Annotated in this window: 25 protein-coding genes; 2 read left to right on the top strand and 23 right to left on the bottom strand. The window is 59.8% G+C overall.

The features are described 5' to 3' along the window. Window positions 1-290: 290 nt before the first annotated feature. The 3 genes from ACTNBY_RS06805 to ACTNBY_RS06795 form a co-directional block, all read right to left on the bottom strand. Complete coding sequence (locus tag ACTNBY_RS06805; RefSeq protein WP_441063907.1) at window positions 291-1691, bottom strand: phosphoglucomutase/phosphomannomutase family protein; 1401 nt, start codon at window positions 1689-1691, stop codon at window positions 291-293. 175 nt (window positions 1692-1866) lie between these two features. Next, window positions 1867-2760, bottom strand: coding sequence for a homocysteine S-methyltransferase family protein (locus tag ACTNBY_RS06800; protein ID WP_154518399.1), 894 nt, complete (start codon window positions 2758-2760; stop codon window positions 1867-1869). A gap of 12 nt (window positions 2761-2772) precedes the next feature. Further along, on the bottom strand, window positions 2773-3195 hold the full coding sequence (locus tag ACTNBY_RS06795) for a metal-dependent transcriptional regulator (RefSeq protein ID WP_441063906.1): 423 nt from the start codon (window positions 3193-3195) through the stop codon (window positions 2773-2775). A 120-nt stretch (window positions 3196-3315) separates the two neighbouring features. On the opposite strand from ACTNBY_RS06795, the gene pepT reads away from it, so the two are divergent. Continuing rightward, window positions 3316-4563: a peptidase T gene (gene pepT, locus ACTNBY_RS06790; protein WP_154518393.1), complete on the top strand. Its 1248-nt coding sequence runs from the start codon at window positions 3316-3318 to the stop codon at window positions 4561-4563. Window positions 4564-4816: 253 nt separating this feature from the next. Here the strand turns inward: pepT and ACTNBY_RS06785 are convergent, their stop codons facing one another. The 20 genes from ACTNBY_RS06785 to ACTNBY_RS06690 form a co-directional block, all read right to left on the bottom strand. Then, window positions 4817-6052 carry an LCP family protein gene (locus ACTNBY_RS06785; protein ID WP_441063905.1) on the bottom strand — a complete coding sequence of 412 codons (1236 nt, stop codon included), beginning with the start codon at window positions 6050-6052 and terminating at the stop codon, window positions 4817-4819. Between the two features lie 12 nt (window positions 6053-6064). Continuing rightward, complete coding sequence (murA, locus tag ACTNBY_RS06780; protein WP_154518387.1) at window positions 6065-7348, bottom strand: UDP-N-acetylglucosamine 1-carboxyvinyltransferase; 1284 nt, start codon at window positions 7346-7348, stop codon at window positions 6065-6067. 88 nt (window positions 7349-7436) lie between these two features. Then, window positions 7437-7829 carry an ATP synthase F1 subunit epsilon gene (gene atpC / locus ACTNBY_RS06775; protein WP_441063908.1) on the bottom strand — a complete coding sequence of 131 codons (393 nt, stop codon included), beginning with the start codon at window positions 7827-7829 and terminating at the stop codon, window positions 7437-7439. A gap of 5 nt (window positions 7830-7834) precedes the next feature. After that, window positions 7835-9289 carry a F0F1 ATP synthase subunit beta gene (gene atpD, locus ACTNBY_RS06770; protein WP_427727748.1) on the bottom strand — a complete coding sequence of 485 codons (1455 nt, stop codon included), beginning with the start codon at window positions 9287-9289 and terminating at the stop codon, window positions 7835-7837. Beyond that, window positions 9289-10197: an ATP synthase F1 subunit gamma gene (gene atpG / locus ACTNBY_RS06765; RefSeq protein WP_441049241.1), complete on the bottom strand. Its 909-nt coding sequence runs from the start codon at window positions 10195-10197 to the stop codon at window positions 9289-9291. Before atpG ends, atpD begins: the two co-directional genes overlap by 1 nt. A gap of 5 nt (window positions 10198-10202) precedes the next feature. Next, a complete protein-coding gene (atpA, locus tag ACTNBY_RS06760; RefSeq protein WP_441063903.1) occupies window positions 10203-11810 on the bottom strand; it encodes a F0F1 ATP synthase subunit alpha in 1608 nt (535 codons plus the stop codon). A gap of 2 nt (window positions 11811-11812) precedes the next feature. Further along, a complete protein-coding gene (locus ACTNBY_RS06755) occupies window positions 11813-12289 on the bottom strand; it encodes a F0F1 ATP synthase subunit delta (RefSeq protein WP_441049237.1) in 477 nt (158 codons plus the stop codon). Beyond that, a complete protein-coding gene (gene atpF / locus ACTNBY_RS06750) occupies window positions 12282-12878 on the bottom strand; it encodes a F0F1 ATP synthase subunit B (RefSeq protein WP_427727741.1) in 597 nt (198 codons plus the stop codon). Before atpF ends, ACTNBY_RS06755 begins: the two co-directional genes overlap by 8 nt. Before the next feature lie 21 nt (window positions 12879-12899). After that, window positions 12900-13091, bottom strand: coding sequence for an ATP synthase F0 subunit C (locus ACTNBY_RS06745; protein ID WP_427727739.1), 192 nt, complete (start codon window positions 13089-13091; stop codon window positions 12900-12902). 98 nt (window positions 13092-13189) lie between these two features. Then, window positions 13190-13987: a F0F1 ATP synthase subunit A gene (gene atpB / locus ACTNBY_RS06740; protein ID WP_441032000.1), complete on the bottom strand. Its 798-nt coding sequence runs from the start codon at window positions 13985-13987 to the stop codon at window positions 13190-13192. A gap of 45 nt (window positions 13988-14032) precedes the next feature. Beyond that, complete coding sequence (locus ACTNBY_RS06735; protein WP_441031998.1) at window positions 14033-14326, bottom strand: hypothetical protein; 294 nt, start codon at window positions 14324-14326, stop codon at window positions 14033-14035. Window positions 14327-14794: 468 nt separating this feature from the next. Then, window positions 14795-15442: a uracil phosphoribosyltransferase gene (gene upp, locus ACTNBY_RS06730; RefSeq protein ID WP_040359658.1), complete on the bottom strand. Its 648-nt coding sequence runs from the start codon at window positions 15440-15442 to the stop codon at window positions 14795-14797. Window positions 15443-15563: 121 nt separating this feature from the next. After that, complete coding sequence (gene glpK / locus ACTNBY_RS06725; RefSeq protein ID WP_154518372.1) at window positions 15564-17105, bottom strand: glycerol kinase GlpK; 1542 nt, start codon at window positions 17103-17105, stop codon at window positions 15564-15566. After that, window positions 17059-17862, bottom strand: coding sequence for an L-threonylcarbamoyladenylate synthase (locus ACTNBY_RS06720; protein WP_441063901.1), 804 nt, complete (start codon window positions 17860-17862; stop codon window positions 17059-17061). The genes glpK and ACTNBY_RS06720 overlap by 47 nt, the downstream gene beginning before the upstream one ends. Window positions 17863-18063: 201 nt before the next feature. Then, window positions 18064-19314, bottom strand: coding sequence for a N5-glutamine methyltransferase family protein (locus tag ACTNBY_RS06715; RefSeq protein ID WP_441063899.1), 1251 nt, complete (start codon window positions 19312-19314; stop codon window positions 18064-18066). A gap of 630 nt (window positions 19315-19944) precedes the next feature. After that, window positions 19945-21012 (bottom strand): peptide chain release factor 1, encoded by a 1068-nt coding sequence (gene prfA / locus ACTNBY_RS06710; RefSeq protein WP_154518366.1) that lies wholly within the window; start codon window positions 21010-21012, stop codon window positions 19945-19947. A gap of 388 nt (window positions 21013-21400) precedes the next feature. Then, window positions 21401-22294, bottom strand: a complete 894-nt coding sequence (locus tag ACTNBY_RS06705) for an aldose 1-epimerase family protein (protein WP_441063898.1) — start codon at window positions 22292-22294, stop codon at window positions 21401-21403. 114 nt (window positions 22295-22408) lie between these two features. Continuing rightward, window positions 22409-23275, bottom strand: a complete 867-nt coding sequence (locus tag ACTNBY_RS06700; RefSeq protein WP_441063896.1) for a hypothetical protein — start codon at window positions 23273-23275, stop codon at window positions 22409-22411. A 125-nt stretch (window positions 23276-23400) separates the two neighbouring features. Continuing rightward, window positions 23401-24717 carry an ATP-binding protein gene (locus tag ACTNBY_RS06695; protein WP_441063895.1) on the bottom strand — a complete coding sequence of 439 codons (1317 nt, stop codon included), beginning with the start codon at window positions 24715-24717 and terminating at the stop codon, window positions 23401-23403. A gap of 138 nt (window positions 24718-24855) precedes the next feature. Next, a complete protein-coding gene (locus ACTNBY_RS06690) occupies window positions 24856-25503 on the bottom strand; it encodes an isopentenyl-diphosphate Delta-isomerase (RefSeq protein WP_441063894.1) in 648 nt (215 codons plus the stop codon). A 372-nt stretch (window positions 25504-25875) separates the two neighbouring features. Between ACTNBY_RS06690 and ACTNBY_RS06685 the strand changes: the two genes are divergently transcribed. Further along, complete coding sequence (locus tag ACTNBY_RS06685; RefSeq protein ID WP_441048925.1) at window positions 25876-26322, top strand: low molecular weight protein-tyrosine-phosphatase; 447 nt, start codon at window positions 25876-25878, stop codon at window positions 26320-26322. Window positions 26323-26406 lie beyond the last annotated feature (84 nt).

Below are 26406 nucleotides of genomic sequence, written 5' to 3'. Positions count from 1 at the left end.
CTTGCGAAAAACGAATCCAAGTCAGACCATTTCAAATGGTTCGATGTCTGCCCGGATGCGACACATCATGTGTGTCCATCCTCGCAGTATCCGGTTCTCAAGGTGCACGCCCCGCGGCTCATCCGGTCCGACCGGGCCGCGCGGCAAGGAGATATATTGCCAGACCGGAGGGGCCCGCGGGGCGGGAATCTGGTTGCACACAGCTCCTACATATTTATACCCGCAGCTGACACTTGCCAGTCGTTACCTACCACTCGCCGAGCATATCTTTATATTGATCAGCCCCATGGCTAGAGCTGATATGCGCCCCGAGCCAAAGCGCAGCCGGCATCAAGCAACTCGTCGCGCTCCTCCACCGAAAAGCCCTCGGCGTACACTCGCACCACCGGCTCAGTGCCACTCGGGCGAACCAACAGCCAGGTATCATCCTCAAATGCCAAACGCAAGCCGTCCATGTGACTTACGCTCTGCGGCGCCTTGCCGCAAATCGACTTGGGATTCACACCGGGAAGCAGCGTGCGCAGCGACTCGGCATCTTCTGCCTCAAGTCGTAAATCTCGACGGCCATAACTTGTTTTTCCAAAACTCGCCTCGAGCTGATCGACCAGCACGCCCAGCGAAGCCCCCGTCTTTGCCATGAGCTCACACAGGAGTAGGCAAGCGAGAATGCCGTCACGCTCGGGCATATGCGCGGCAATGCCGATGCCACCGGCCTCCTCACCGCCCATAAGCACCCCGTCTTTTTTCATCTCGGCGGCTATATATTTGAAGCCAACCGGTTTTACGGTCACGCGGCAACCGAGTGCCTCGGCAACACGACGTACAAGCGTCGAGCACGATAGATTGACGACGACTCGCCCCTTCAAATTGCGAAACTGAACCAATTCGCCCATTACGAGCGCCATGATCTGATGCGGATGTATATATCTACCGCGCTCGTCGACCGCGCCAATACGGTCAGCATCGCCATCGGTCACCAGGCCGGCACACGCGCCGTCTTCGATAACTGCACGCTCGCAGGCATCCACCCACGGCTCTACGGGATCGGGACAGATATCCCTCCAATCCGATGCTTGCCCCGCATGAATCTCATGGACCTCAACACCCAGCTCGCGCAGCAAATCGGCAAGATAACCTTGAGCCGCTCCCCCCATGGGGTCGACCACCACGCGCAGACGAGCGGCACGAATGGCATCGGCATCGACAAACGATGCTACCGCTCGCATATAGTCGGGAATGATATCCGCCGTGCGATACTGCTCCTCGAGCCCCAGAGGTTCGGCGGCCATCGTTGCCTCGAGTTCTTCGATGACGTCCTGGTTTGCCGTGGAACCATCGCCCATGCGCAGTTTGAGACAGAGATAGCCCTGCGGATGATGTGAACCGGTCACCATGAGCGCCCCGCACGCCTCGCCATCGTATGCGGCAGCCCACGTGATGGCAGGCGTGGGTACAAAACGGGCCGCGAGCACGGCATCAAGGCCATGGGCCGCAAGCACGCCAGCTGCAAGTTCTGCAAACTCGCGCGCCCGGGGACGGGTGTCATACCCGATATATACCGTCTTGCCGGGATATGTCTTTTGCCAGAGCTCGCCAGCGGCATCAGCGATACGGGCAACATTGTCAGCGTTAAAATCCTCGCCGACGCGAGCGCGCCAGCCATCAGTTCCAAAATGAATTATCGCGCACACACGCAGACACCTCGCAGTGTTTGGATCATGGTACGCAGGTGGTATACCCGCAACGAGCGCCCGGCAAGCCGCCGGCGCACGCATTCACCGTTTAGGCAAAAGCCGTCGAGGGCGCATATAGACAAAAAAACCGCCCCGGTTGGGGCGGTAATTCGAATGTGCTTTTCTTAGGACTCTATATATCGAGCGCGTCTGCCATAGCAGCCGTCGTGATCGCCGTGGTTCCGCAACAGCCACCAACCATTGCGGCGCCAGCCCGCTTCCACTCGACGCATGCGCGCGCGAAAGCTTCGGGGTCCTCGTGCCACACGGGCCCATCTTGCGTTTGGACCGGATTTCCCGCATTGGGACGTACAGTAACGGGCGTCGTGGCTATCTTGACCATTCTTGGTACCGCAGCGGTAGCCGCTGTCAGGGTGCAGCAATTGACCCCAACCGAGCTCGCACCGTGCTTCTCGGCATACAAGATGGCACCTTCGATGTTTAGGCCATCACCCAGCAGGTCGCCCTTGTCATCAATAGCAAAGCTCACCAGAACGGGCATGCCATCAGCGGCATCATGGACACCGGCGAGCACGGGCTGCAGATTGCGGATAGACGTGATCGTCTCGACCAGAATCCCGTCGACGCCGGCGTTGAGCAGGGCGGACGCCTGCTCGCGAGCATTTGCGCGAATCTCTCGATACTCGGAAGAATCCTCGACAAACCACTCAATCGCAATAGGCCCCATGGACCCCAGCAATAGCTGGGGATTTGCCTGGCGGGCATCGTCGACCGCCCCGCGATTGACCTCTGCCATAGATGGAGCGATTTCATCGCGATCGAGCGCAAAACCCGATGCCTGGAACGTATTGGTAATAAGCACCTGTGCACCAGCGGCGGCATACAGTCGGTGGATGCGAGAAACCGTCTGTGGTTCGGCGAGGTTCCAAAATGCCGGCGGAATATCGGCGGCACCGTATTCACTCAGCAGCACGCTGCCCATCGGACCCTGTGCCAGCAGCGTCTCGCTGGCAAGTCGGCGCATAAGCTCCTCGCCGCCGAAGCGATTGTAATAACTCGTATCCATATATATGTTTCGCTATTCCTCGATGCTGATTCCCTGCTTTTCGAGATAGGCGAGCCAACGGACCATTGTGTCCTCGGAAAGCGCGTGCTCCATCATGCAGGCCTCGGCATCGGCGCGCTCAAAGTCGGCGCCGAGCTCCTGGACCAAAAATGTGCGAATCAGGCGATGGCGATACCAGATAGCCAAACCGACCTCGCGCCCACGGTTGGTCAGGATAACCTTGCCGTAGTGAGACTGCTCGACAAGTTCGGATGCCTTGAGAGCCGAAACCGCCTTGTTGACCGATGCCTTCGAAACGCCAAGGCGCTGTGCGATATCGACCGACCGCACGCCATTAGTCTCCCCATCCTCGCTTTCGATGCGAACCATGCACTCCAAGTAGTCTTCGTTCGCCACCGTTAGATGTAGCTCGCGCGAGCTATTTGTCGTATCCATGAACATCCGTCCCTTCTGCATTCAATGGCTGATTCTACCCCATCCAAGCGTCGCGGTATGCCGCGGCATACCGTGCTAGAGTTCTTGTTGCATACGACAACCAAGATTGGAGCGGTCTCTATGGAAAACACCACCACGAACCCCGACGTACTCGAGCGTTTTTTGCGCTACGTCCAGATCAACACACAGTCCGAGGATGCCAACTGTGACCAGGTTCCGTCGAGCACCGTCCAGTTTGATCTTGCCAATGTGCTTGCCGAGGAATTGCGCGAGCTTGGTGCAACCGATGCCCATGTAACCGAAAACGCCTATGTCTGCGCTCACATTCCCGCGAGCGCCGGCTCCGAGAATAAGCCCGCCCTGGGCCTGATCGCGCACCTCGACACCACCGAGGTCGCACCGGGCGCCGGCGTAGCGCCGCACATTGTGCACTACGAGGGCGGCGACCTGGTTTGCGGCATCGTCGACGGCAAGCCCGTATCCATGAGCACCGCCAAGCTCCCCGCCCTCAACAACCTTTTGGGCGAGGACCTGGTTTGCACCGACGGCACCACGCTGCTGGGCGCCGACGATAAGGCCGGTGTCGCCGAGATTATGGCGCTCGTCGCACGCATTGCACAGGACCCCAGCCTGCCCCACCCCACGCTTGGTATTTGTTTCTGCCCGGACGAGGAAATCGGCCACGGTGCCGAGCTGTTGGATATCGAGGACTTTGGCTGTAAGTATGCCTACACAGTCGACGGCGGTCCGGTTGGCGAGCTTGAGTGGGAGTGCTTCAACGCCGCCGAGGCTACCGTTAGCTTTGAGGGCCAGTCCATTCACCCCGGCGACGCCAAGGGCCGCATGGTTAACGCGGGCAATCTGTTCTGCGACTTCAATGCCCTGCTTCCCTACGTGCAGCGTCCGGAATACACCGAGGGCTACGAGGGCTTCTATCACCTCGAGGGCGTTTCTGCCACAGTCGACCATGCCACGGCGCGCTATATCGTCCGTGATCACGATGCCGCCAAGTTCCAGCAGAAGCTCGATCTGATGGATGCTGCCGCCGCGCTGCTCAACCAGCGTCTGGGCGAGGAGCGCGTAACGGTCGAGATCAAGCACCAGTACCGTAACATGGCCGAGATTGTCCGCGACTACCCAGAGCTGATCGAAGTCGCCAAGGAATCCTTCCTTGCCTGCGATGTTGAGCCCCAGGTGCTGCCGATTCGCGGCGGCACCGACGGCGCACAGCTGTCGTTCCGCGGCCTGCCCTGTCCCAACCTTTCGACGGGCGGCTACTGCTACCACGGCGTCAACGAGTTTGTCCCGGTCAGCTCGCTCGTTAAGATGACCGACGTCTTGCAGGAACTCGTCGCCCGCTTCGCATAAGGAACTCGAATAATCTAGGTAAGCAAAATCGCCCCGTCCTCAAAACCGAGAACGGGGCGATTTTTTGGTGCAAGGGGAGTAGTCGGCATCGCTGGTTGAATCAACGTCAGCGAGCGACGTCCAGAACGAACAAGTTGGCATGAAAAAGGCAGGACATTGATTCTGGTCATGCCCTGCCTTTTGAATGACAAATAGTCGCTCTGGGCGGCGCGCAGCGTCAAGCCGTTGCGCGGGCTAGCAAGCCCGCGCAACCCTAGTAGTTGGCTTCGTAACCGTTGCCGTCGCCAGTGGGCTCCTCGTAATAATATGAGCTGTAATCCGAATCGTCCGAATAGCTCGAATCGTCCGAGCTTTCCAACGAACCGGCCGTACCGTAGGCGTAATCGTCAGAAGTATGGTTGCTCAAATCACCGATTGTAGAGCTGGTTCCGTCGGATAGGCCCATGGTGTTTGGTCCCTTAGGATCCTTGCCGGCATCGACGCGCGCCATCATCTCCTTAAGCTCGTCCTCGTAGACAAAGACATAGCTCTGGCCGTCGATCATGGTGGTTTCATCTGCGTAGGAGGGCAGATTCGCCGAATAGATGCCATCGACATCCATGCCGCGCATAGCATTGACCGTAGACACGATGTCCTGAACGCTCATATCGGTCACAAGCATATCGGACAGCGAATTAACCAGGTCGAAGACCTTCGTAGCATCAAAGTTGTTGAGAATCTGGTTGGCAAGGGCACCAAGCACCTGGCGTTGGTGACGCATGCGCGTATAGTCGCCGTCGGCATAGGTATAGCGGCAACGGGCATAGGTGAGCGCGGTAGCACCGTCCATGTGCTGCTGGCCTGCCGTAATCTTAATGTCCAGATGCTCGGGGTCATCGACATCATCGGTGGCGTTGATGTCGATACCGCCCACAGAGTCAATCAATGATTGCATACCGTCAAAGCTAACCTCGGCATAGTGGGAAATCTGCACGCCGCACAGCTCATTGACCGCTTGAACCATGGCCTCGGCACCGCCATAGGTATGGCAGGCGTTGACCTTCATGGTTTCGCCGTTATAGACAACCTTGGTATCACGTGGAATGGATATAAGCGTAGCCTGCTTTTGCGTAGGGTCGATGCGCGCCAAGATAATTGAATCGGCGCGATACGTGTCCTCGCCCGGACGACCATCGGTACCCAAAAGAAGCACGTAGAACGGATCCTTGGCCTCATTGGTATCCACCAAGATATGGCGCAGATTGTCGGTAATGACATTGGAATCGCCAAGCTTGCCCATAATGTTGGCGAACCACAGCCCGGCGGCAGTCGTAGCGCTCAGCAGCACGCCAAGCACGGCGATAAGCGCAACGCGACGGATTGTCTGGCCGCGGCGGCGCTGACGAGCGCGCTCGGAGTAGCGTGCAACATTATCGCGACTGTAGATCTTGGCCTGTGCGCCGGTTGAAGGTCTTCGAGTATCCGCTAAGGGCTTCTTATTATTAAACATAGGCAACCTGCATTAGTAGATGACGGGATCGGGAACAGTGGCGTGCTCGACGTTTGCACCAAGTGCCTGCAGTTTTTCGACAAACTGCTCATAGCCACGTTTGATGTGATGAATGGCCGAGACCTCGGTAACGCCGTCGGCGATAAGGCCAGCAACGACGAGCGCGGCGCCGCCGCGCAGATCAGGCGAGGTAACCTGTGCACCCGAGAACCCCTTGACGCCATGAATCATGGCGTGATGGCTTTCGATGCGGATATCTGCGCCCATACGGACCAGCTCCGACGCGAACATGAAGCGGTTCTCGAAGATATTCTCGGTAATCACAGAGCTGCCATCAGCGAGAGCGGAAAGCACCATGATCTGCGCCTGCATGTCCGTCGGGAAGCCCGGGAACGGAAGTGTCTGAATATCGACCGGCCTGATGTGCTCGACACGACTCACGTGAACGCCATTCTCGATTCGCTCACACTCGATACCCATGAGCTCCATCTTCTTGAGCACCATGCCCAAGTGAATGGGGCAAAAGCCCGTAACGTCGACACCGCGGTCATCGGCCATCAGGGCACCGGCAACGATAAAGGTGCCGGCCTCGATGCGGTCGCCCACCACGCGATGGGTAACGGGATGCAGCTCGTCCACACCTTCGATGGTCACGACGGGCGTGCCGGCGCCAACAATCTTGGCGCCCATCTCGTTGAGCATATTGGCAAGGTCGACGATCTCGGGCTCGCGAGCCGCATTATCGATAACCGTAGTGCCTTGCGCGCGCACGGCCGCCATGATGAGGTTCTCGGTAGCGCCGACGCTGGCAAACTCAAGCGTAACCGTGGTACCGCGCAACCCCTGAGGAGCGTTGGCATTGATGTAACCGTGTGCAGTGTCGAATTCTACGCCCAGCGCCTCAAGACCCAAGATGTGCATGTCGATCTTACGGGCACCCAGATTGCAGCCACCCGGCATGGCAATCTTGGCACGATGGAAACGGCCCAGCAGGGGACCCATCACGGCCGTGGAGGCGCGCATCTTGGCGACAAGCTCGTAGGGAGCCTCCCAGGAATCAACCTGAGAGGTATCAATCTCGAGCGTATGCTCATCGAGAACGTCAATCTTGGCGCCCATACCCTTGAGCACCTTGCCCATAACATGGACATCCGAGATATCGGGCACGTTCTGCAGCGTCGTCTTCCCCGGTGCCAGAAGCGTTGCCGCCATGAGTTTGAGTGCAGAGTTCTTTGCACCCGAAACGGGCACGGAGCCTCCGATGGTGTGGCCACCTTCAACACGGATAATATCCAAGGTCTACCCTTTCAAAAAGCATGCCCGGGATGGCTGGGCCATCCCGGGCATGATGTGTTCGCAAATGGTCGAACGCCAAATCGTTTGACTATTGGGCAAGCATGAGCTTACACCATGCGATTTCATTATAGAGGTAGGCGCGGCGTGCATCATCCTCCGACAAATTACCCAGCTTCTCTTCAAAACCTTGAATATCAGCTTTAAGCTTGTCGGCATCGACGGTCGCCAAATCGCAAGCGCGCTCGGCGAGGACAATCACGACATCGTCCGCAACCTGGGCATAGCCGCCGGCCACGGCAAACGTGTGGTCGACGGTGCCCATTTGCTTATCACAAACGCGAACGTAGCCGCGATCGATCGTGCAGATCTCGCTAGCGTGACGCGGAAGAATGCCGAACTCGCCGTCCGTGGAAGGCAGGGCGACAAATGCCGCCTCGCCTTCATAGGCGCAGCTCTCCGGACACACGATGCGGATTTGCATAGCCACTACTTCTCCTCCATCTTGGCGGCGCGCTCGCGCACGTCGTCAATCGTGGACGCATAACGGAACGCCTGCTCGGGCAGGTCGTCGCACTCGCCGTCGACAATGGCGGCAAACGAGCGGACCGTGTCCTCGACACGGATGTAGACACCGGGGTTGCCGGTGAACTGCTCGGCGACGTGGAAGGACTGAGACAGGAACTGCTGGAGCTTACGGGCACGGTTGACCGTAAGGCGCTGCTCCTCGGAAAGCTCGTCCATACCCAGAATGGCGATGATGTCCTGCAGGTCGGAGTACTCCTGGAGCAGCTCTTGGACTGCGACGGCCACACGATAGTGCTCCTCGCCGACAATCGAGGGATCCAAGGCATCGGAAGAGGAAGCCAAGGGGTCGATTGCGGGATACAGACCGAGCTCGGCGATGGAACGCGAAAGAACGGTCGTGGCGTCGAGGTGTGTAAACGTCGTGGCGGGAGCCGGGTCGGTCAGGTCGTCTGCAGGGACGTAGACAGCCTGAACGGAGGTGATGGAACCCGTCTTGGTCGAGGTAATGCGCTCCTGGAGGTCGCCCATCTCGGTAGCCAGCGTGGGCTGGTAGCCAACAGCGGACGGCATACGGCCCAGAAGGGCGGAAACCTCGGAACCGGCCTGGGAGAAGCGGAAAATGTTATCGATGAACAGCAGGACGTCCTGGCCACGATCGCGGAAGTACTCAGCGGTGGTGAGGCCGGCCAGACCGATGCGCAGACGCGCTCCAGGCGGCTCGTTCATCTGACCGTAGACCAAGCAGGTCTTGTCGATAACGCCAGACTCGCTCATCTCGAGGAACAGGTCGGTACCCTCACGGGTACGCTCGCCAACGCCGGTGAACACCGAGGTGCCGCCATGCTCCTGGGCGAGGTTGTTGATGAGCTCCTGAATCAGAACGGTCTTGCCGACGCCGGCGCCGCCAAACAGACCCGTCTTGCCGCCACGGATGTAGGGCTCGAGCAGGTCGACGGCCTTAATGCCGGTCTCGAAAATCTCGGTCTTGGTAGTGAGCTCGTCGAAATGAGGTGCCGGGTGATGGATGGGATAAAACTCATCGATCTGGGGCATGGGCTTGCCATCGACAGGCTGGCCCATAACATTCCAAATGCGGCCGAGGGTCTCGGGGCCGACGGGCATCTTCATGGGTGCGCCGGTGTCGACCGCGACGACGCCGCGCTGCAAGCCGTCGGTCGACGTCATGGCGACGGTACGAACGACACCGCCGGGAAGCTGAGACTCAACCTCCAGGATGGTGCTGATGTGACCCATCGGCGTATCGGCCTCGACCGTGAGCGCGTTGTAGATCGAGGGGACAGCGCCATCGAACTTAACGTCGACAACTGCGCCGATGATACGGACGATACGCCCCTCACCGGCCGTCTGACGTGCCGTGGCCTCCTCGACCGCCGCTTTAACGGTGGTATCTGCCATTAGTGTTCCTCCAATGCTGCGGCTCCGCCCACGATCTCGTTGATCTCCGTGGTAATGGAAGCCTGACGCACGCGGTTATACGTACGGGTAAGAGTCGAGATGATCGACGACGCGTTCTCCGTGGCGGAGTGCATGGCCTTACGGCGCGCACCCTGCTCGGCGGCGGCCGAATCGATCAGCGCCTGGTGAATGACGGTCAGGATGTAGCTGGGGACCAGCTCAGCCAACACATGCTGGGCGCTCGGCACGAACTTGAACGAGGACGAGACGCGCTCGGGGCCCTCGTCTGCGTTCTTGCGCGGGCCATGTGCCATGGCGATCATCTCGGGGTCGAGCGGAAGCAAATGCTCGGTACGAAGAACCTGATCGACGCGGTTGCGAGCGTGATGGTACACGATCTCGACGCGGTCGAGCTGACCCTTGGAGTACTCGTCGCAGATATAGCTCGCGATCATGCGGGCATCCTCGAGGCTCGGGTCGGCCGAGGAACCCTCGAAGTGCATGACCGTGTTGGCACGGCTGCGGAAATACTCGCTCGCCTTGCGACCGCATGCGATGATCTCGCACTCGGCGCCATCATGTGCCCATTCGCGAGCGATTTTCTCGCAGGTGCGCTCAACGTTGACGTTGAAGCCGCCCGCCAGACCGCGATCGGACGTGATCGCGATGATCAGACCGCGCTTGAACTCCTCATGCGTCTTGAGCATGGGGTTGTCGCCGGCAGTCTCTGTATCGCTCGCAACGGTGTGCATGACGTCGGTGAGCGCCTTCTTGTAGGGCTCAGCCTGCGTGGCTCGATCGAGCGCGCGACGGATCTTGGCCGTAGAGACCATCTCCATCGTGCGCGTGATCTGCTTGGTGCTCGTGACCGAGGAGATTCGCTTCTTAATGTCGCGAAGGTTAGCCATAGAGCTTAGTTCTCCTCTGCGCCCTCAGCTGCGCTCGCGGTGGAGGCATGCTTGGAGGCGTACTCGTTCTTGAAATCGGTGATGGCCTGAAGCAGCTGCTCTTTGGTCTCGCCGTCGATCTTGTTGGTACGGACCTTCTGCAGCAAGCCGCCAAAGCCAGCATTCATGTACTCGAGCAGCTCGGCGCGGAACGGCAGCACCTCGGAAAGGGGCAGGTCGTCGATAAAGCCCTCGTTGCCGGCGAACAGCGTAACGATCTGCTCGGCGACGTCGAACGGCTTAAAGCGCGCCTGCTTAAGAAGCTCGGTCATGTGCGCACCGTGGGTAAGCTGCTTTTGGGTGGCTGCATCCAGGTCGGAACCGAACTGGGTAAAACCGGCGAGCTCACGGTAGGCGGCAAGGTCCAGACGGAGGTTGCCGGCGACCTGCTTCATGGCCTTGGTCTGAGCGGAGCCACCGACGCGCGACACCGAGATGCCGACGTCGACTGCCGGGCGCTGGCCCTGGAAGAAGAGCTCGGACTGCAGGTAGATCTGACCATCGGTAATGGAAATGACGTTGGTCGGAATGTAGGCCGAAACGTCGCCGTCCTGGGTCTCGATGACCGGCAGGGCCGTCATGGAGCCGTAGCCGTTCTTCTTGGACATCTTGACGGCACGCTCGAGCAGGCGAGAGTGCAGGTAGAAGATGTCGCCAGGATAGGCCTCGCGTCCGGGCGGACGATGCAGCGTCAGCGACATCTGACGGTAGGCAACAGCCTGCTTGGACAGGTCATCGTAGATGACGAGCACATGGCCGCCGGGGTTGGTCTCGCTGGCGGGCTCGCCGTTCTCGCCGTTGTACATAAAGAACTCGCCGATAGCGGCACCGGCCATAGGGGCGATGTACTGCATAGGGGCCGAGTCGGCAGCGGTAGCCGAGACGATGATGGTGTAGTCGAGTGCGCCGTGCTGGGCGAGGGTCTCACGGATGTTGGCAACCGTAGAGGCCTTCTGGCCGATAGCGACGTAGATGCAGACCATGTCCTTACCGCGCTGGTTGAGGATGGCATCGATCGCGATGGCGGTCTTGCCGGTCTTACGGTCGCCGATGATGAGCTCACGCTGGCCACGGCCGATAGGAACCATGGAGTCGATAGCGAGCAGACCAGTCTGAACCGGCTCGCAGACCGGGGTGCGGTCGATAACGCCGGGGGCCTTGAACTCGATGGGGCGACGGTGCGTGGCGACGATATCGCCCAGGCCGTCGATGGGCTGGCCCAGCGGGTTGACGACGCGACCGAGCATGGCGCGGCTCACGGGAATATCCATGACGCGACCGGTGGTACGGCACTCGTCGCCTTCCTTGATGACGTTGACGGCGCCGAACAGAACAGCACCGACCTCATCGCGGTCGAGGTTCTGGGCAAGGCCGTAGACGGTCTCGCCGGTCTCGGAGCTCTTGAACTCCAAGAGCTCGCCGGCCATGGCGTTGCGCAGTCCCGAGACGCGCGCGATGCCGTCGCCAACCTCGTCAACATGGGAAACCTCTTGCGTGTCGACGGTAGCCGCCAGGCCATCGAGCTTCGCCTGCAGGGCGCGGGCGATGCTTTCGGCATTGAGGGTATCGGACATAACTAGGCTTCACCTCCGTTATTCAAAATCGTGGAACCGAGGGCCTCACGCGCTGCGCGCAGCTGGGTCTTGACGGTAACGTCGCGACGCTGGCCGCGGGCCTCGAGAATCAGACCGCCGATGATGGACGGATCGACCTTCTCGATCAGGAACACCTTGCGCTTTAGATCGGCCTCGCATTTCTCGGTAATCGTGCGGCGCAGCTCGTCATCGAGCGGGACAGCCGTGGTGACGGTGACGCCTACGACGTCCTCGTCGGTCGCGGTTACCATCCGATAAGCCGATGCAATCTGCGGCAGAAGATCGAGCTGGCCGCGCTCGAACACGGTACTGAGGACAGCAAGCACCTCGGGGCTGGCGTTCGCGATGACCTCAAGCTCGTGAAGATCGCGGAACACACGGCCCTCGGCCTTAGCGGCCTCCAGGAGGGTACGTGCATAGGTCTCGAGAACCCTGTTCTCCATGCGGCTGTTAGGCATTCAGGCTACCTGCTTCCTTGATGTAGCGCTCGATCAGACGACGCTGCTCGTCGTCGTTCTCGAGGGCCTCGCCGACAATCTTGGTCGCAACGGAGACGGAAAGATCGGCGATGGAGCCGGCAGCGGCGGCATAGATGGAGTTGCGCTCGTCCTCGGCGTTGGCGTGGGCCTTGGCAATGATGTCCTCGGCCTCCTCGTGAGCCTTGGCGATAATGCGGGCGCGCTCGGACTCGGCGTCCTGACGGGCGGCGGTCACGATGTCGGCAGCCTGACGACGGGCGTCGGTGAGGAGGGCGTCGGACTCCTTGCGGGCCTCGATGGCCTTGCGCTTGGTGGTCTCAGCCTCATCGAGGCTGTCCTTGATGCGCTTGCCGCGCTCTTCCATCGTCTGCAGAATCTGCGGCCAGGCGAACTTGGCCAAAACGATGAAGATGATGAGGAAGGCAATGAGTGCAGGGACGAATTCCGCCATCTTGGGGACGAGGATCTCGGCCTTGTTCTCAGACTCCTCGGCGAATGCCGACACCGGCATGGCGAGCATGGCGCCCGTCAGCGCAGCAGCGACTTTCGCGTGGTTGAAATGCTTCATGGCGACTACCTTCGTGCTCAATTACGAAATCAGCGTAACGACGAAGCCGATCAGGCCCAGAGCCTCGGTGAATGCAGATGCAAGAATGAAGACGGTGAAGGCACGGCCCTGGACCTCAGGCTGACGAGCCATAGCGCCCGTAGCACCGAGTGCTGCAAGACCAATTGCGAGACCGGCACCGATAACGCCGAGACCATATCCGATAACTCCCACGATTCCTCCTTTGTCGTGCGCGTGTGCGCAGGATAAATACCTATGTTGTAGAGGCGCACGCGGGTGCCGCGCCTCCGAACACCAAATAAATGCGACCGCTAGTGGGCGTCAGCCTCTGCGATCTGAATGTACACGGCCTCGAGGACCGTAAAAACGTATGCCTGAACAAAGGCAACGATCAGCTCGACGGCGTAGATTACCAAAAGAATCAAAACCCACGCCACGCTGGGCAGGGCGCCCACGGCGTTCATGGCCGTAAAGTGCTCCAGCATCGGCTGGGCAAAGAGCGTGGCCATGATGGCGAACGAACCCATGACGATGTGGCCGGCGAACATGTTGCAGAACAGACGGACGGCGAGCGTGACCAGGCGCAGGCACAGCGAGAAGAGCTCGATGACCCACACGAAGACGTTCATGGGGAAGGCGACGCCCGCAGGGGCGAGGCTCTTGAAGTACCCAAAGAAGCCGTGCTTCTTGATACCAAAATAGATGAAGTACACAAACGACACGAGTGCGAGGGCGGCGGTACAGCCGATGGCACCGGTGCCGGGCTTCATGCCGGGGATGAGGCCGATAAAGTTGTTGATCAGGATAAAGAAGAACAGCGAGGCCAAAAACGGGAAGTGCTTCTTCCAGTTGTCGCCAACGACACCCTTGGCGATATCGTCCTGCACGTACTCGATGACCCACTCGACGCCGTTAACGAAGAAGCCCTCGGGGACAACCTTCTGCTTCTTAGTAAACGCGAAAAAGACCACGAACATGACGACAGCGGCGATAAGCAGCCAGAACGAGTACTGCGTCAGGCCCGCGTTAAGGTCACCCACGACCGGAGCCGAGGAAAACTCAGCGACGAGCTCGGCGATCGCGCTGGGTAACTTGGCAAATGCGTCCAAGATTCCACCTTCCCTGTTTGCCCGCACCAAGGTGGGGCAACGCCTTTAATCCTTCATAATCACCATGCAGGCGATCACGATCCAACAAATCAAAAACCCGGCGAGCTCGCCGCACAAAAAGGCGATGAGCGCCACGGGGGCTACCAGGTGCACAATTACGACGCCCATAAAGAGCACCGCAAACGACACCATGATACCCAACATGCCTACCGTCATGTTGGCATCGCGTCGATGCGCCAGCACCGAAGCAAGCGCAAGGTACAACGGCAAAAATGCAACAAGACCGACGACGAATCCCGTTGCGATGAACGGCACGTGGCCTGCCAGCTCAACCGGCATGTGCGTTCCCTTCTCGCGACATATAACCCACATGGAGCCATACCCCGCTCACATCGTCCTAGTATTTTAGGGCGCGTGATTGCAAAATCAATGCACTGTCACCCAACCTTAATCGCGTCTTTAGCCCCTTGGGGTGTCAAACGGACAAAAGGCCGAGCACTGAGGACGAATGGGTCGCGATGGCCGACGAGCGTACTTGACAAACGCCGCCGCACCCGCGTAAGCGCATCACGACAGCGTTGTTGACTATTGTACGAACCGAATACGCGATGACAAGTGGGAAAACGTAAGTTAATACACAACTGTACATTTTCTTAAGACACTCTTTATACCGTACCTACGGTATAGCGCGTTTTGGGCCCTCGGTGGCTGCGACGACACTCATAAATATGCGTGCAGGCGTCACTCGTACACCCGCACGCACCAATCATGCACGAATGGGCACGTGCAGCTGCCCATGCCCAGCGACTAGAGCGTGCCGTAGATGCGGTCGCCGGCGTCGCCGAGGCCAGGAACGATGTAGGCAGCCTCGTTGAGATGGTCGTCGATGGCGCAGGTATAGATATGCACATCTGGGTCTTTCTCGGTCAGCGACTTGAGGCCCTCGGGGGCCGCGACGATGCACAGCATGCGGATGTCCTTGACACCGCGCTCGCGCAGGTAGCTGATGGCCATCTCGGCCGAACCGCCCGTGGCGAGCATGGGGTCGACAACCAGGCAGATGCGCTGGTCGATATCCTTGGGCATTTTGCAGTAATACTCATGCGGTTCGTGAGTAACCTCGTCGCGCTCCATACCGATGTGTCCCACGCGAGCGGAGGGCACCAGGTCGAGGATGCCGTCGACCATGCCAAGGCCCGCACGCAGGATGGGCACGATGGCGAGTTTCTTGCCGGCGAGCTGTTTGAACGTGGCGGTAGTGATGGGGGTCTCGACCTCGACGTCTTCCATAGGCAGGTCGCGCATGGCCTCGTAGCCGTCAAAAAGCGCGAGTTCGCGCACGAGCTGGCGGAACTGATTGGTGCCGGTGTTTTTGTCGCGCAGGATCGACAGCTTGTGCTGGACGAGCGGATGATCGACAAGCGTCACACGGGACGCATCGTAGGTAACGGTCATGGGTCTTTCCCCTTTCGTTGCGGCCACAAAATGGCCTTGCTGACAAGGCGCGCAGCAATGTTGCCGCTGCACGCCATGCATCAGTTTAGCGGTTTGTTGTATCGAGCATCCCATCGCAGCCCTACTGTGCGGTACTGAGCGAGCGCTTGACCGCATCGCGCCAGCCCGCAAGGTTTTGCTCGCGGCGCTCGGCGGACATGTGGGGAAGGAAGGTCCTAACGATCTGGGCATTTTGCTCCAGCTCTTCCAGGTCTTCCCAATAGCCGACGGCAAGGCCCGCCAAGTACGCGGCACCGATTGCCGTGGTCTCCACCGTCTCGCATTGCAGCACGGGGATATCCAGCAGGTCGGCCTGGAATTGCATGATGAACTCGTTGCGCGACGCGCCGCCATCGACAGACAGGCGTTCGATCGAAAGCCCCACGTCCTGCTCCATGGCGCGCAGCACGTCGTAGCTCTGATATGCCATGGATTCGCAGGCGGCACGTACGATGGTCGCACGGCTCGAGGCGCCGGTCAGACCGCACACGATACCGCGGGCACGCGGGTCCCACCAGGGAGCGCCCAAACCCGCAAAGGCGGGAACGAAGTAGCAGCCCTCGTTGTCGTTAATCGAAGCGGCGAGTTGTGCAGACTCGCTCACGCTCGAGATGATGCCCATGTTGTTGCGAAGCCAGTTCATGGTGGAGCCGGCGGCAAAGATGGAACCCTCGAGTGCATAGCTGATCTTCCCGTCCGCGGCGATACCGATGGTGGAGACCAGACCGTTCTTGGATTCGACGACCTCGTCGCCGGTGTTCATGAGCATAAAGCAACCAGTGCCATAGGTGTTTTTGGTCTGGCCGGGATGGAAACAGCAGTGGCCGAACAGCGACGCCTGCTGGTCGCCCGCCACGCCCATGATGGGTGGCATGTTGGTCATGATGTCGCTCGCGACGCGGCCGTAGTCGCCCGAGCTCCAGCGAACCTCGGGCATCATGGAACGCGGAACGTCAAAGAGCGCCAGCAGGTCGTCGTCCCAATCGAGCGTATGGATATTAAAGAGTGCCGTGCGGCTGGCATTGGTGTAGTCGGTGGCAAAGACCTGGCTGCCGGTGAGGTTGTAGATGAGCCAGGTGTCGATGGTGCCAAACATGAGGTCGCCCGCCGCCGCGCTCTCGCGTGCGCCGTCGACGTTGTCGAGAATCCACTGCACCTTGGAGGCCGAGAAATACGGGTCGAGCGTAAGCCCCGTGCGGGAGCGCACCAGCTCTTCTGCGCCCTGCTCAACCAAATTATCGATCAGAGACGCAGTGCGACGGCACTGCCATACGATGGCGTTATAGATGGGCTGGCCGCTCACGCGGTCCCAGACCACCGTGGTCTCACGCTGATTGGAGATACCGATGGCGGCGATGCGATCGGAATGAATCCCGCTCTTAAACTGAACCTCCATCATGACCGCAATCTGGCTGGCAAGGACCGCCATGGGGTCTTGCTCCACCCAGCCGGGACGCGGGAAGCTGGTTTTGACGCTGCGGCGCGCTTGGGCGACAATGCAGCCGTACTCGTCAACGATGGTCGCAAGTACCGAGGTGGTGCCGCAGTCGAGCGCCATGATGTAGGAACCGCCAAAGTCAAACGAGGCATCTTCCATGCCCAGGCTGCCCAGATTCAACGACATCGCTTACACCTTTCTGTTGCATCGGGTCGGACAGGACCCGCTCAATCTCTGACGCGGGAAGTGCGCCTTGGCGCAGGATCTGGAGCCCGCCGTGCTGGAACGACACGATGGTCGAAGCGTCGCGGCACGGCGTCTCGCCCGCGTCGACGGCCACGTCGACCCCTTCTAGAATGCGGTCTTCAACGTCGGCAAAGCTTGCCGGCGCGGGCGCGCCGTGTGTATTGCCGCTCGTACAGGCAAGTGGGCTGCCACAGGTGCGAATGAGCGCCTGTACCACGGGCGAGGCCGACGCGCGAAGAGCCACCGTGTCGTCGGCGGCACGCATAAAGGTCGGCACGCAGGGAGCCGCCTTGACCACAATAGTCAGGGCACCCGGCCAGCATCGTCGGGCAAGTATGCGTGCCTCTTCTGGGATATCCACGCCGTAGCGGTCGAGGGCCTCGGCATCATCGACCAGCCAGGCAACCGTTTGGGTGAGCTCGCGCTGCTTGAGGGTAAAGATGCGGCGGTAGCCGGTACCGAGCGCGGGCACCGCGGCGCCGTTGACGGTAGCCTGCGGATCGCGCGGCCACGGCAGAGATTCGCTTGTATCTTGGGGCACGGCGTCCGAGAAGGCGTTGACTGCCACAGCGACGCCATAGACGGTCTCGGTTGGGATCAGGGCCAGGCCGCCACGGCCGAGCACCTCGGCCGTACGCTCGACGGCGAGCCGATGCGGCTCGCGCGCTCCCTCGAATACCCGATAGACCGTCTGCATGTGTATGCCAGCCCCTTACGCTCTGGTGAAAGTTTGTTTACTGAGGGGCATTCTCGCACGAAACGTTTAACCTATTTGTCCACAGCGCATGTTGGTTTGGTGAGCGGCTATAGCAGTCGGTGAAAGTGAGGGGTAATTAAGCCGTGACAAGCCTCTTTACATTTCCGGCGCAGCGCTCCCGCCGCCAATACGCTTCGTACTTTACTGACGTTGTTTGGGCTCGGTGACGATAGCTCGAACGATGCGGGGACGATCGGTGAGGTCACGGACGATGCGTACGTCCGAAAGACCCGCCTGGCGGCAGAGCTCGGCCGCGGCGTCGAGGGCGCCCTCATAGAGCTCGCAGGCAAACAGGCCGCCGGCGCGCAGCATATAGGGCGCCGCATTGAGCAGGCGGCGGAAGATATCAAGGCCATCGGCTCCGCCCTCGAGCGCCAAATCGGGCTCAAAGTCCTTGACCTCGTGCGGCAGCGAGCGCATGACGTCAGTCGGGATATAAGGCGGGTTGGAAACGAGCACGTCGAAGGTGCCCCACTCCTCGCGGGGGATAGAGCTCACCAGGTTCGTGAGGCTGAAGGCGACCTCATCGGACGTCAGCCCGAGTGCATCGCGGTTTTTGGCGGCCAGGTCGATGGCGCGCGGCTCGATATCGGTAGCGGTGCAGGCGACATGGCCGCGACGCTCCCAAGCAAGGGAGAGCGAAATGCAGCCTGTGCCGCAGCCGACCTCGAGAACGCGGGCAATGCGGGGGTCGGCAGGCACAGACGCGGCGGCATCCTGCACTAGGGCCGTCTCTTGTTCGACGCCTTCGATGGCAATGCCGTATTCGTCGAGCTCGGGCTCAGCGACTTCCGCGGTCTCGGCCTCAGCTGCCTGCGCGGCGGCTTCCTCGGCCTCACGATCGGCCAGCTCCTCGGCATAAGCTCGGCTGCCCAGCACGTCTCCGCCCAACGCCGCCTCATCGGCAGCCGTGAGGTTGGCGGCACGGCGCTCGGCAGTCGCGCGTTCGTCAGCCAATGCGACTTCGGCTTTACGCGCCTGCTCGACCTCGTCGTTCCATGGCAACTCTACGCGCTGGCGGGTGGCAGCCTCGGGGCTCAGAACCTCGGCATCCAGATAATTGAGGACTTCCTCGACGAGCATCTCGGTCTCGGGACGTGGAATGAGCACGCCGGGGGCGCACGCGACGTCGATCATGCGGAACTGCGTGCTGCCGGTGATGTACTGCAGCGGCTCGCCCTTGGCGCGACGGACAACCGCCGCGTGCATGGTCTCGAGCTGCGCTGCATCGAGCGTGTCGTCCATACGCATATATAAGTCGATGCGCGCTAGGCCCGTGGCTGCGCACAACAGCCACTCGGCAGAAAGACGGGGGTGCTCTTCGCCGCGCTCGGCTAGGTACTCCTTGGTCCACTCGAGACAACGCCTGATGGTCCAGATCTCGTTTGCCATGGGTCCTCCCCTCTTAAGCGCCGGGCGGCGCGCGAATGTCGGAGCAGATTGTACGCGAGGGCGGCACGCGGCGAGAGACGATTGGAAGCGATTATCGAGAATCAGCCCAGAATTTTGCACCGGGCTCGCTCAAAGTGTTCATTCGCCGACGTCTAGATTTGCATTCGTCAAGCTTTTGGCAAGGTTGCCCCAAAACTGGCCAATATCTAACCAAGAACTTGCCAAATCACTTGACGTGCGACGCACCAAAAAGGGCCCCGCGACTTCTTGGACGATTTTTCGAGCAATATTTTCAATAGTAGATGAAGATTGTTAATTACTTTAAGCAGGCAGGCAGCTTAATTTCCAACAAAGTAGATTAAATAAACTCGAAAAGTGATTTACCCAACCTAGTCATTTAAGAACGTCCCCAATGACTACCTCTAGGCGCCGCAGGTTGAGCATAAGTCCCCAATGACTACCCGCCGCAGGTAGAGGACGGACAGCGAGCGGGTCGCATTTGAGACAAGGTGACGTGGAACGAAAGGGCGCTGACCTTCTGGTCGCGCCCTTGAAGTTGAACGTCAGATTGTACAGGTGCGGCCCGCGCAGCGTCGGCCGGTCCGCCGTTCGGTAGAACGGCGGAACCTACTACACGGCCTGTGCCAGCTTCTCGGCACGCTCGGCGGCGGCAAGCGCCTCGATGACGGCACCGAGTTGGTCGCCCAGAAGGACGCCGTTGTAGGTGGAGTTGAAACCGATACGGTGGTCGGTCACGCGGTCCTGGGGCTGGTTGTAAGTACGGATCTTCTCGGAACGGTTTCCGTGGCCAATCTGGCTCTGGCGCTCGGCGCCGAGCTCGGCCTGCTGCTTCTCGAGTTCCATCTCGTACAGACGGGCACGCAGCATCTGCATGCAGACCTCGCGGTTTTGAATCTGGGAACGCTGCTCCTGCGACTGCACCACGGTATTGGTGGGCAGGTGGGTAATGCGCACGGCGGAGTAGGTGGTGTTAACGCACTGACCGCCAGGACCGGAGGCACAGTAGGTATCGATGCGCAGGTCGGACTGGTTGATCTGAACGTCGATCTCCTCGGCCTCGGGAAGCACGGCGACAGTTGCCGTGGAGGTCTGGATGCGGCCCTGGGACTCGGTCTTGGGAACGCGCTGGACACGGTGCACGCCGGACTCGAACTTCATGACGGAGTAGACACGGTCGCCCTCGACCTTGAACTCGATGGACTTAAAACCGCCGGCCTCGCTGGGGCTGGAGTCGAGCACGGTGGTCTTCCAGCCACGCGACTCGCAGAAGCGTTGGTACATCTTGTACAGGTCACCGGCGAAAATGGCCGCCTCGTCGCCACCTGCGGCGGAGCGGATCTCGACGATGGTGTTCTTGTCGTCATTGGGGTCACTCGGGATGAGCATGTACTTGATGTCTTCCTCGAGCTGGGGAAGCTTGTCCTCGTTCTCGGAGATGTCCATCTGGAGCATCTCCTTCTCGTCGGCATCGGTAGTGTCACGGAGCATTTCTTTGGCAGCCTCGATGTCGTCGAGCGCGCCGATGTACTCGCGCGCAGCGGCAATGAGGTCGGACTGGTGCGCGTACTCCTTGTTGAGACGCGTGAACTCCTTGATGTCGGAGGCGACGGCCGGGTCGGAAAGCTTCTTCTCGAGCTCCTCGTAGGCCTTGATGATCTTTTCGAGCTTGTCGCGCATGGCGGAACTCCTTTATATGCGTGAAGGTGAAAATCGGCGGAATTGATGGGGCGCATGGCGCCGTTGCGGGGTAAGCCCAGCTAGAACATGTCGATTTTCAGATACATGCGCATCCCTTCGCGTATAGGGTACATAGTTGCGGTCTAACCCATATATGATAGCGTGCGCAGGCAAACCTGCATATAACCCGCACGGAATGAGTGGACGCAGTCGTTGGGGACGTCGATGATTCGGCAATGCCAGCGAGCGCCACCCAGAGCGAACAAGTTGGCATGAAAAAGGCAAGGCATAGACCTTCTGGTCATGCCTTGCCTTTTGAATGACAAATTGTCGCTCTGGGTGGCGCGCAGCGTCGACCGGTCCGCCGTTCGTTAGAACGGCGGAACCTCTAGAGCAGCGTAACCTCGAAGGCGCGCTTGTCGGTGGCGCCGGGAGCCAAGGTGATGGTGTTGACCTTGTGCTCGAAGACGTCGTCCTCGGTGTCCATGGTGGTATGTCCGGTCCAAGGCTCGAGCGCCACGAACGGGGCGTCGTTGGCGGCAGACCACACGCCAATGTACTTAAAGCCCTCAAAGTCAATCTTGACGCCGTGGCCCGACTTGCGACTGCGCAGCGTGAGCGTGGAGCCCGGGGTATCGGTGAACATAATGGCGTCGTTGTCGAAGCTACGGTGTGTGATGGGCAGCACGTCCGAGTTATCGGGAGCCTTGTAGCTTCCCTCGAACGTCATAAGGCCATCGGGCGTGATGATGGGCGCCTCGTTAGTCCAAGCCTCGGTAAACGCCAGCTCGTAATCCTCGAACGCCTCGTCCTCGGCACCGGGAACGGGCACGTTAAATGCGGGGTGGCCGCCCACCGAAAACGGCAGGTCCACGTCGCCGGTGTTGGTGACGGCAAAGGTCTGCGTAAGAGTGGCGTCGCCAGTCAGGGCATAGGTCATGTTGAGCTTAAAGTGGAACGGGAAGGCCTTGAGCGACTCGGGCGTATCGGTGATCTCGTAGGTGACGGACGAACCGTCCTCCGACACCTCGACCAGCTTGTGCTCCACGATACGCGCGATGCCGTGGCGCGCCATCTCGCAGCTGCCGGCCGCAGACGTCGCCGTGTTGTTGCGCAGCGAGCCCACAATGGGGAACAGGACGGGCGCATGCTTGCCCCAAAAAGCGGGATCGCCCTGCCACAGATACTCGTTGCCGTTGAGGGCAAGGCTCGTGAGCTGGGCGCCCATGGAATCGATGGCCGCGGTGAGGCCGCCGCGCCTGATGGTAGTGACGGTAGACATGCTACTTCCTCCAAAAGTAAACAATAGTGTCGAGAACTATTGTCCCACTCTTGGCGGCGGGACGGGACGGCAGGCGATTATTGAGTAGCCATAGCGGAAATGGGCGGCGAGCGCCTACTGGGTATCCACGTAAAGGTCAAACCCGCCCTGCGAGGTGGTGTCGACCGTATCGGGCGCCCGCGAGTTAAAGCTCGCGGGAACCATTCTTTTCGAGGCACGAAAACGCGTGCCGTCGGTGGCGACAGGTGGCTCATCGACCGTAAGTTCGTAGTCGCCGGGCTTGAGCTCGATACCGTCACCTTCGGAATTGACGTATTGGTGCTCGTCGATCGCTTGTCCCTTGAGCGTACGGCCCACGATATGAATGAGCATCTGGCTGTCGCCGCGCGCGGTATCCCACGTCGCGCCGTCCTTGACCTCGACCGACACATGCACCGAGCGCGTACGGTTGAGCGATTGTTCGACGGAGATCTCGACCTTGGCGGCGTCTTGGCGCTGCCGCTCAACATGGCTCCAAACGCTGCCGATTGCCGAGCAGGCGATAACGCCGGCCATGAAGGCGATGAGGATGGGGCCGAGCGGAGAGCGCCGGCCCGCGCCTTCCTCGCGAGCCAGATCGGGGCGATGCGTGGGCGCAGGCGCCTGGGCGCCCTGCGCGGGCACGTCGAGAATGCTAAAGGATGCCGTGCTGTCGGGGTCGATAGTGTGACGCGGCTGTGGGGTCCTTGCCGGCGAGATGGACATGTCGGCCGGCTCACCCAGTGTGGCCGTGGCGTCGGCCTTTGCCTCGTCGGCCTCAGCCTGGGCCCAGGCCTGTTCAAAGGTTAGGGGTTCGGCCGAGTCGGAAGCGGCGTCCGTCTCGACGGCATCGTCGCCGCTCTCGTCCTCGTCGCTCGACACGTCATGCGGCGCGGGCTCGTCCCACTCCTCGTCCGGAACCTCGCCCTCGCTATACCACCATTCAAAGTTATCGATATCCATACGGGGCGCCCCTTAGGCCTCGCAAATAAACACTTGCTAGCCTTATACCCCCAGACGGCACGAGGGCTCGCACGGAATGCGAAAAGGACTGCTCCTTTGTCGCATCGAAACGGATCTGTTTACGTTTAGCCGCGGGTAATATTATTTCTCAACAAGAAGTCGACTGCCCCCACGATTCTGATGCCATCGATGTCCGTTGGATGGTCGCCATCCCTGACAATCAGGATCTTCTCATACGAATCAGGAATTTTTCCTAGCGTGCTTAGCTTGAGCGGTCGCAGCTCGCGTTCCCTCGTCGCCTCGGCATCGATCCGTTCGATAACCTGGATATATTTGCGGTCTGACCCCTCGCCGATTGCGACAAAGTCGATTTCCCCCGCGCGTAGATGGCCGCAAAACACTTCGTATCCTTCAAAGACAAGCTGGTTGTAGATAACGTTCTCGAGCATCCTTCCGCTATCGTTACCTCTATATCCGTCAAGATAGCTGCGAATTCCCGTATCAGCTATGTAATATTTACCGCCTGTCTTAAGAAGCTCCCGCCCCTTGATGTCATACCTTTTTACTTTGGTAAACAGGTACGTCTCTTCCAGAGCGTCAATATATGTCGACACCGTCGATGCGTTGGTCTTACCGCCCGCTGATTCGTTGAGCGTCCCTACGATTTTGTTGACCGAGGTTTGGTTGGAGATGTTGTCTGCCAGATACGCACAGAGCCGCTCGAGAACATCGCGCTTGGTGATAGCTCCGCGACCCCTACGCGTCACACGCGACAGGATATCGCGCGCGACGATCGTCTGGTAGAGGCTACGGATATAGTCGCGACACAGCTCACGTCTCGGCTCATCATGGGCCAGAAACGGCATGCCGCCATAGGTTATGTACTGCTCAAGCACGGTATTTGAATTAAGGCGATCGCCCGTCTTGGAAACAAGTTCGACCCTCTCACCAAGCCCTTCAGCGGCGACCGCATCAATCGAGCGAAAATCAAGATATTCGCCAAACGTGAGAGGCTGCATCTTGACCTCGACATATCGGCCCGAGATAAGCGTTGCGAGCTCGCTCGATAGCAAAAAGGCATTGGAGCCCGTGACATAGATATCGCACGGCAAATCCACTCGGAGCGAGTTGACCGCCTTTTCCCAACCTTCGACATTCTGGAGCTCGTCAAAGAACAGGTAGGGATGATCGATGCCGTCGATGCGCTCCCGAACCATACGATAAAACGTCAGATAATCCGTAATTCCCGCGTACTCTAGAGATTCCATCTTAAAGGTCAGCAAACGCTCGGCTGGCACCCCCTGTTGCGCCAGATAGTCCCTCATCATGTCCAATAACGTTGATTTGCCACAACGGCGTATGCCCGTCACGATTTTGATGAGGTCGGTATCCTGAAAAGCAATGAGTCGATCAAGATAACGGCTTCGGCGAACGATATCCATAGAGTCTCCCTAGCGCCCGACCAGACATGAAATCTTATAAACTTGCATTTTTTGCAAGTTTATAAGATGTTACCTTAGAAACTTGAAGAATTTGCAAGTTTCTAAGGTATGGAATGTGACAAACGGACTGCCCCTTTGTCACATCGCGAGGGCAGCGCGAATGGAGGGGGCCTCGAGGGCCTCGCGGAGCCAAGGGGCCAGCTGCTCGGGGTGACCCTGCAGGTAGCCGTCGAGCTCGGACGGGGCCACGCGGCGCACCTCCGAAATCTCCTCTTGGTTGATATGCAGCTCGCCCGGCTCAACATGGGCAAGGTAGACCTCACACCATTCGCACTCGCAGCGACCGTCGCCGTGGTCCTCGCGGTACACCACGTGTCCGAGGTGCTCGAGCTGATCGGGCTCGCGCGTAATGCCAAGCTCTTCGTTAATGCGGCGCGCCGTGGCGGCCGCGACGTCTTCCCCGGGAAGCGGATGGCCGGCGCAGCTATCGGCCAGCACCCCGCCCCACAGGCGCTTGAGCGGACTGCGGCGACAGAGCAGCAGGCGCGCGTCTTCGCCCCGGCCCTCTACCAGAAGCGTCAGAAATGCCTGATGCAGAATACCCTCGCCGGCATGGGCCTCGATGCGGCCGGGCTCGGGACGCGGAATGGCCTGTGCCGTGGCGCCCAGGTGCGCGAACTCCGGCGAGCAGGCGTACACCGCCATACCTCGCGGCGTCACCGTCAGCTGGGCCATGAGCGCAAACTTGCCCTCGCCCACTGCAATCTTTGTCGTGTGCACACCCATGGGGTCCCCTGTCGCCCGCGATGTACCTGAGACCATCTTCGCCTGTATTGCGACTATACAGGCAAGCGCAGCCTGCGACAAAGGGACTGCCTCTTTGTCACATTAGCTTGGCGCTGCTCATGTGCCTGTTCTCGGTGTCATGCTTCACGCACTTGCTTTTCTCGAAATTCCCTCTCGAAACTAGCCGACTACCCCATCTACACCGTGCAAAAAGAAATCCGCTTGGGCAGCATGGACCTCGACAGCCGATTGATGTTCTATTACGTTTTCGAATTGATATTTGAGCGCTACTTCAAACTGGCCAAGAAATAAAACTTGGCATGCGCCCGGCTTCGACTCTTTAGCAGCCTTCTATATGAAAGGTATCGCCCTATGCAACGCGTACTGTTTATCTGCCACGGCAACATCTGCCGCTCGACGATGGCCGAGTCGGTGTTTACCGAGCTCGTGCGCCGCGCTAGGCGCGAGGTGGAGTTTGTCATCGATTCCGCCGCGACCTCGACCGAGGAGCTTGGCAACCCGCCACACCACGGCACCGTTGCCAAGCTGCGCGAAGTCGGGATTCCCGTCGTCGCCCACCGCGCACGCCAGGTGCGTCGCGCGGAGTATGGCGACTGGGACCACATTGTCTATATGGACGACGAGAACGCGCGTGGCCTGCGTCGCATCTTTGGCGACGACCCCGACGGCAAGATTACGCGCTTGCTCGATTGGACCGAGCGGCCCGGCGACGTGGCCGATCCCTGGTACACCGGCAATTTCGATGCCACGTACCGCGATGTGCTCGCCGGCTGCACGGCCATGCTCGAGCAGCTGTAGGCAAGCGAGGTCGCGGGCCACGCCTTCGGCGCGAAACAAGCGCGGATAATCTTCCACATGAAAAATGAGCGTGGGTTTTCTCCC

Source organism: Collinsella sp. HCP28S3_E12 (genome assembly GCF_052065595.1).
Classification (GTDB): domain Bacteria; phylum Actinomycetota; class Coriobacteriia; order Coriobacteriales; family Coriobacteriaceae; genus Collinsella.
This window is presented reverse-complemented; position numbering and strand designations above follow the sequence as displayed.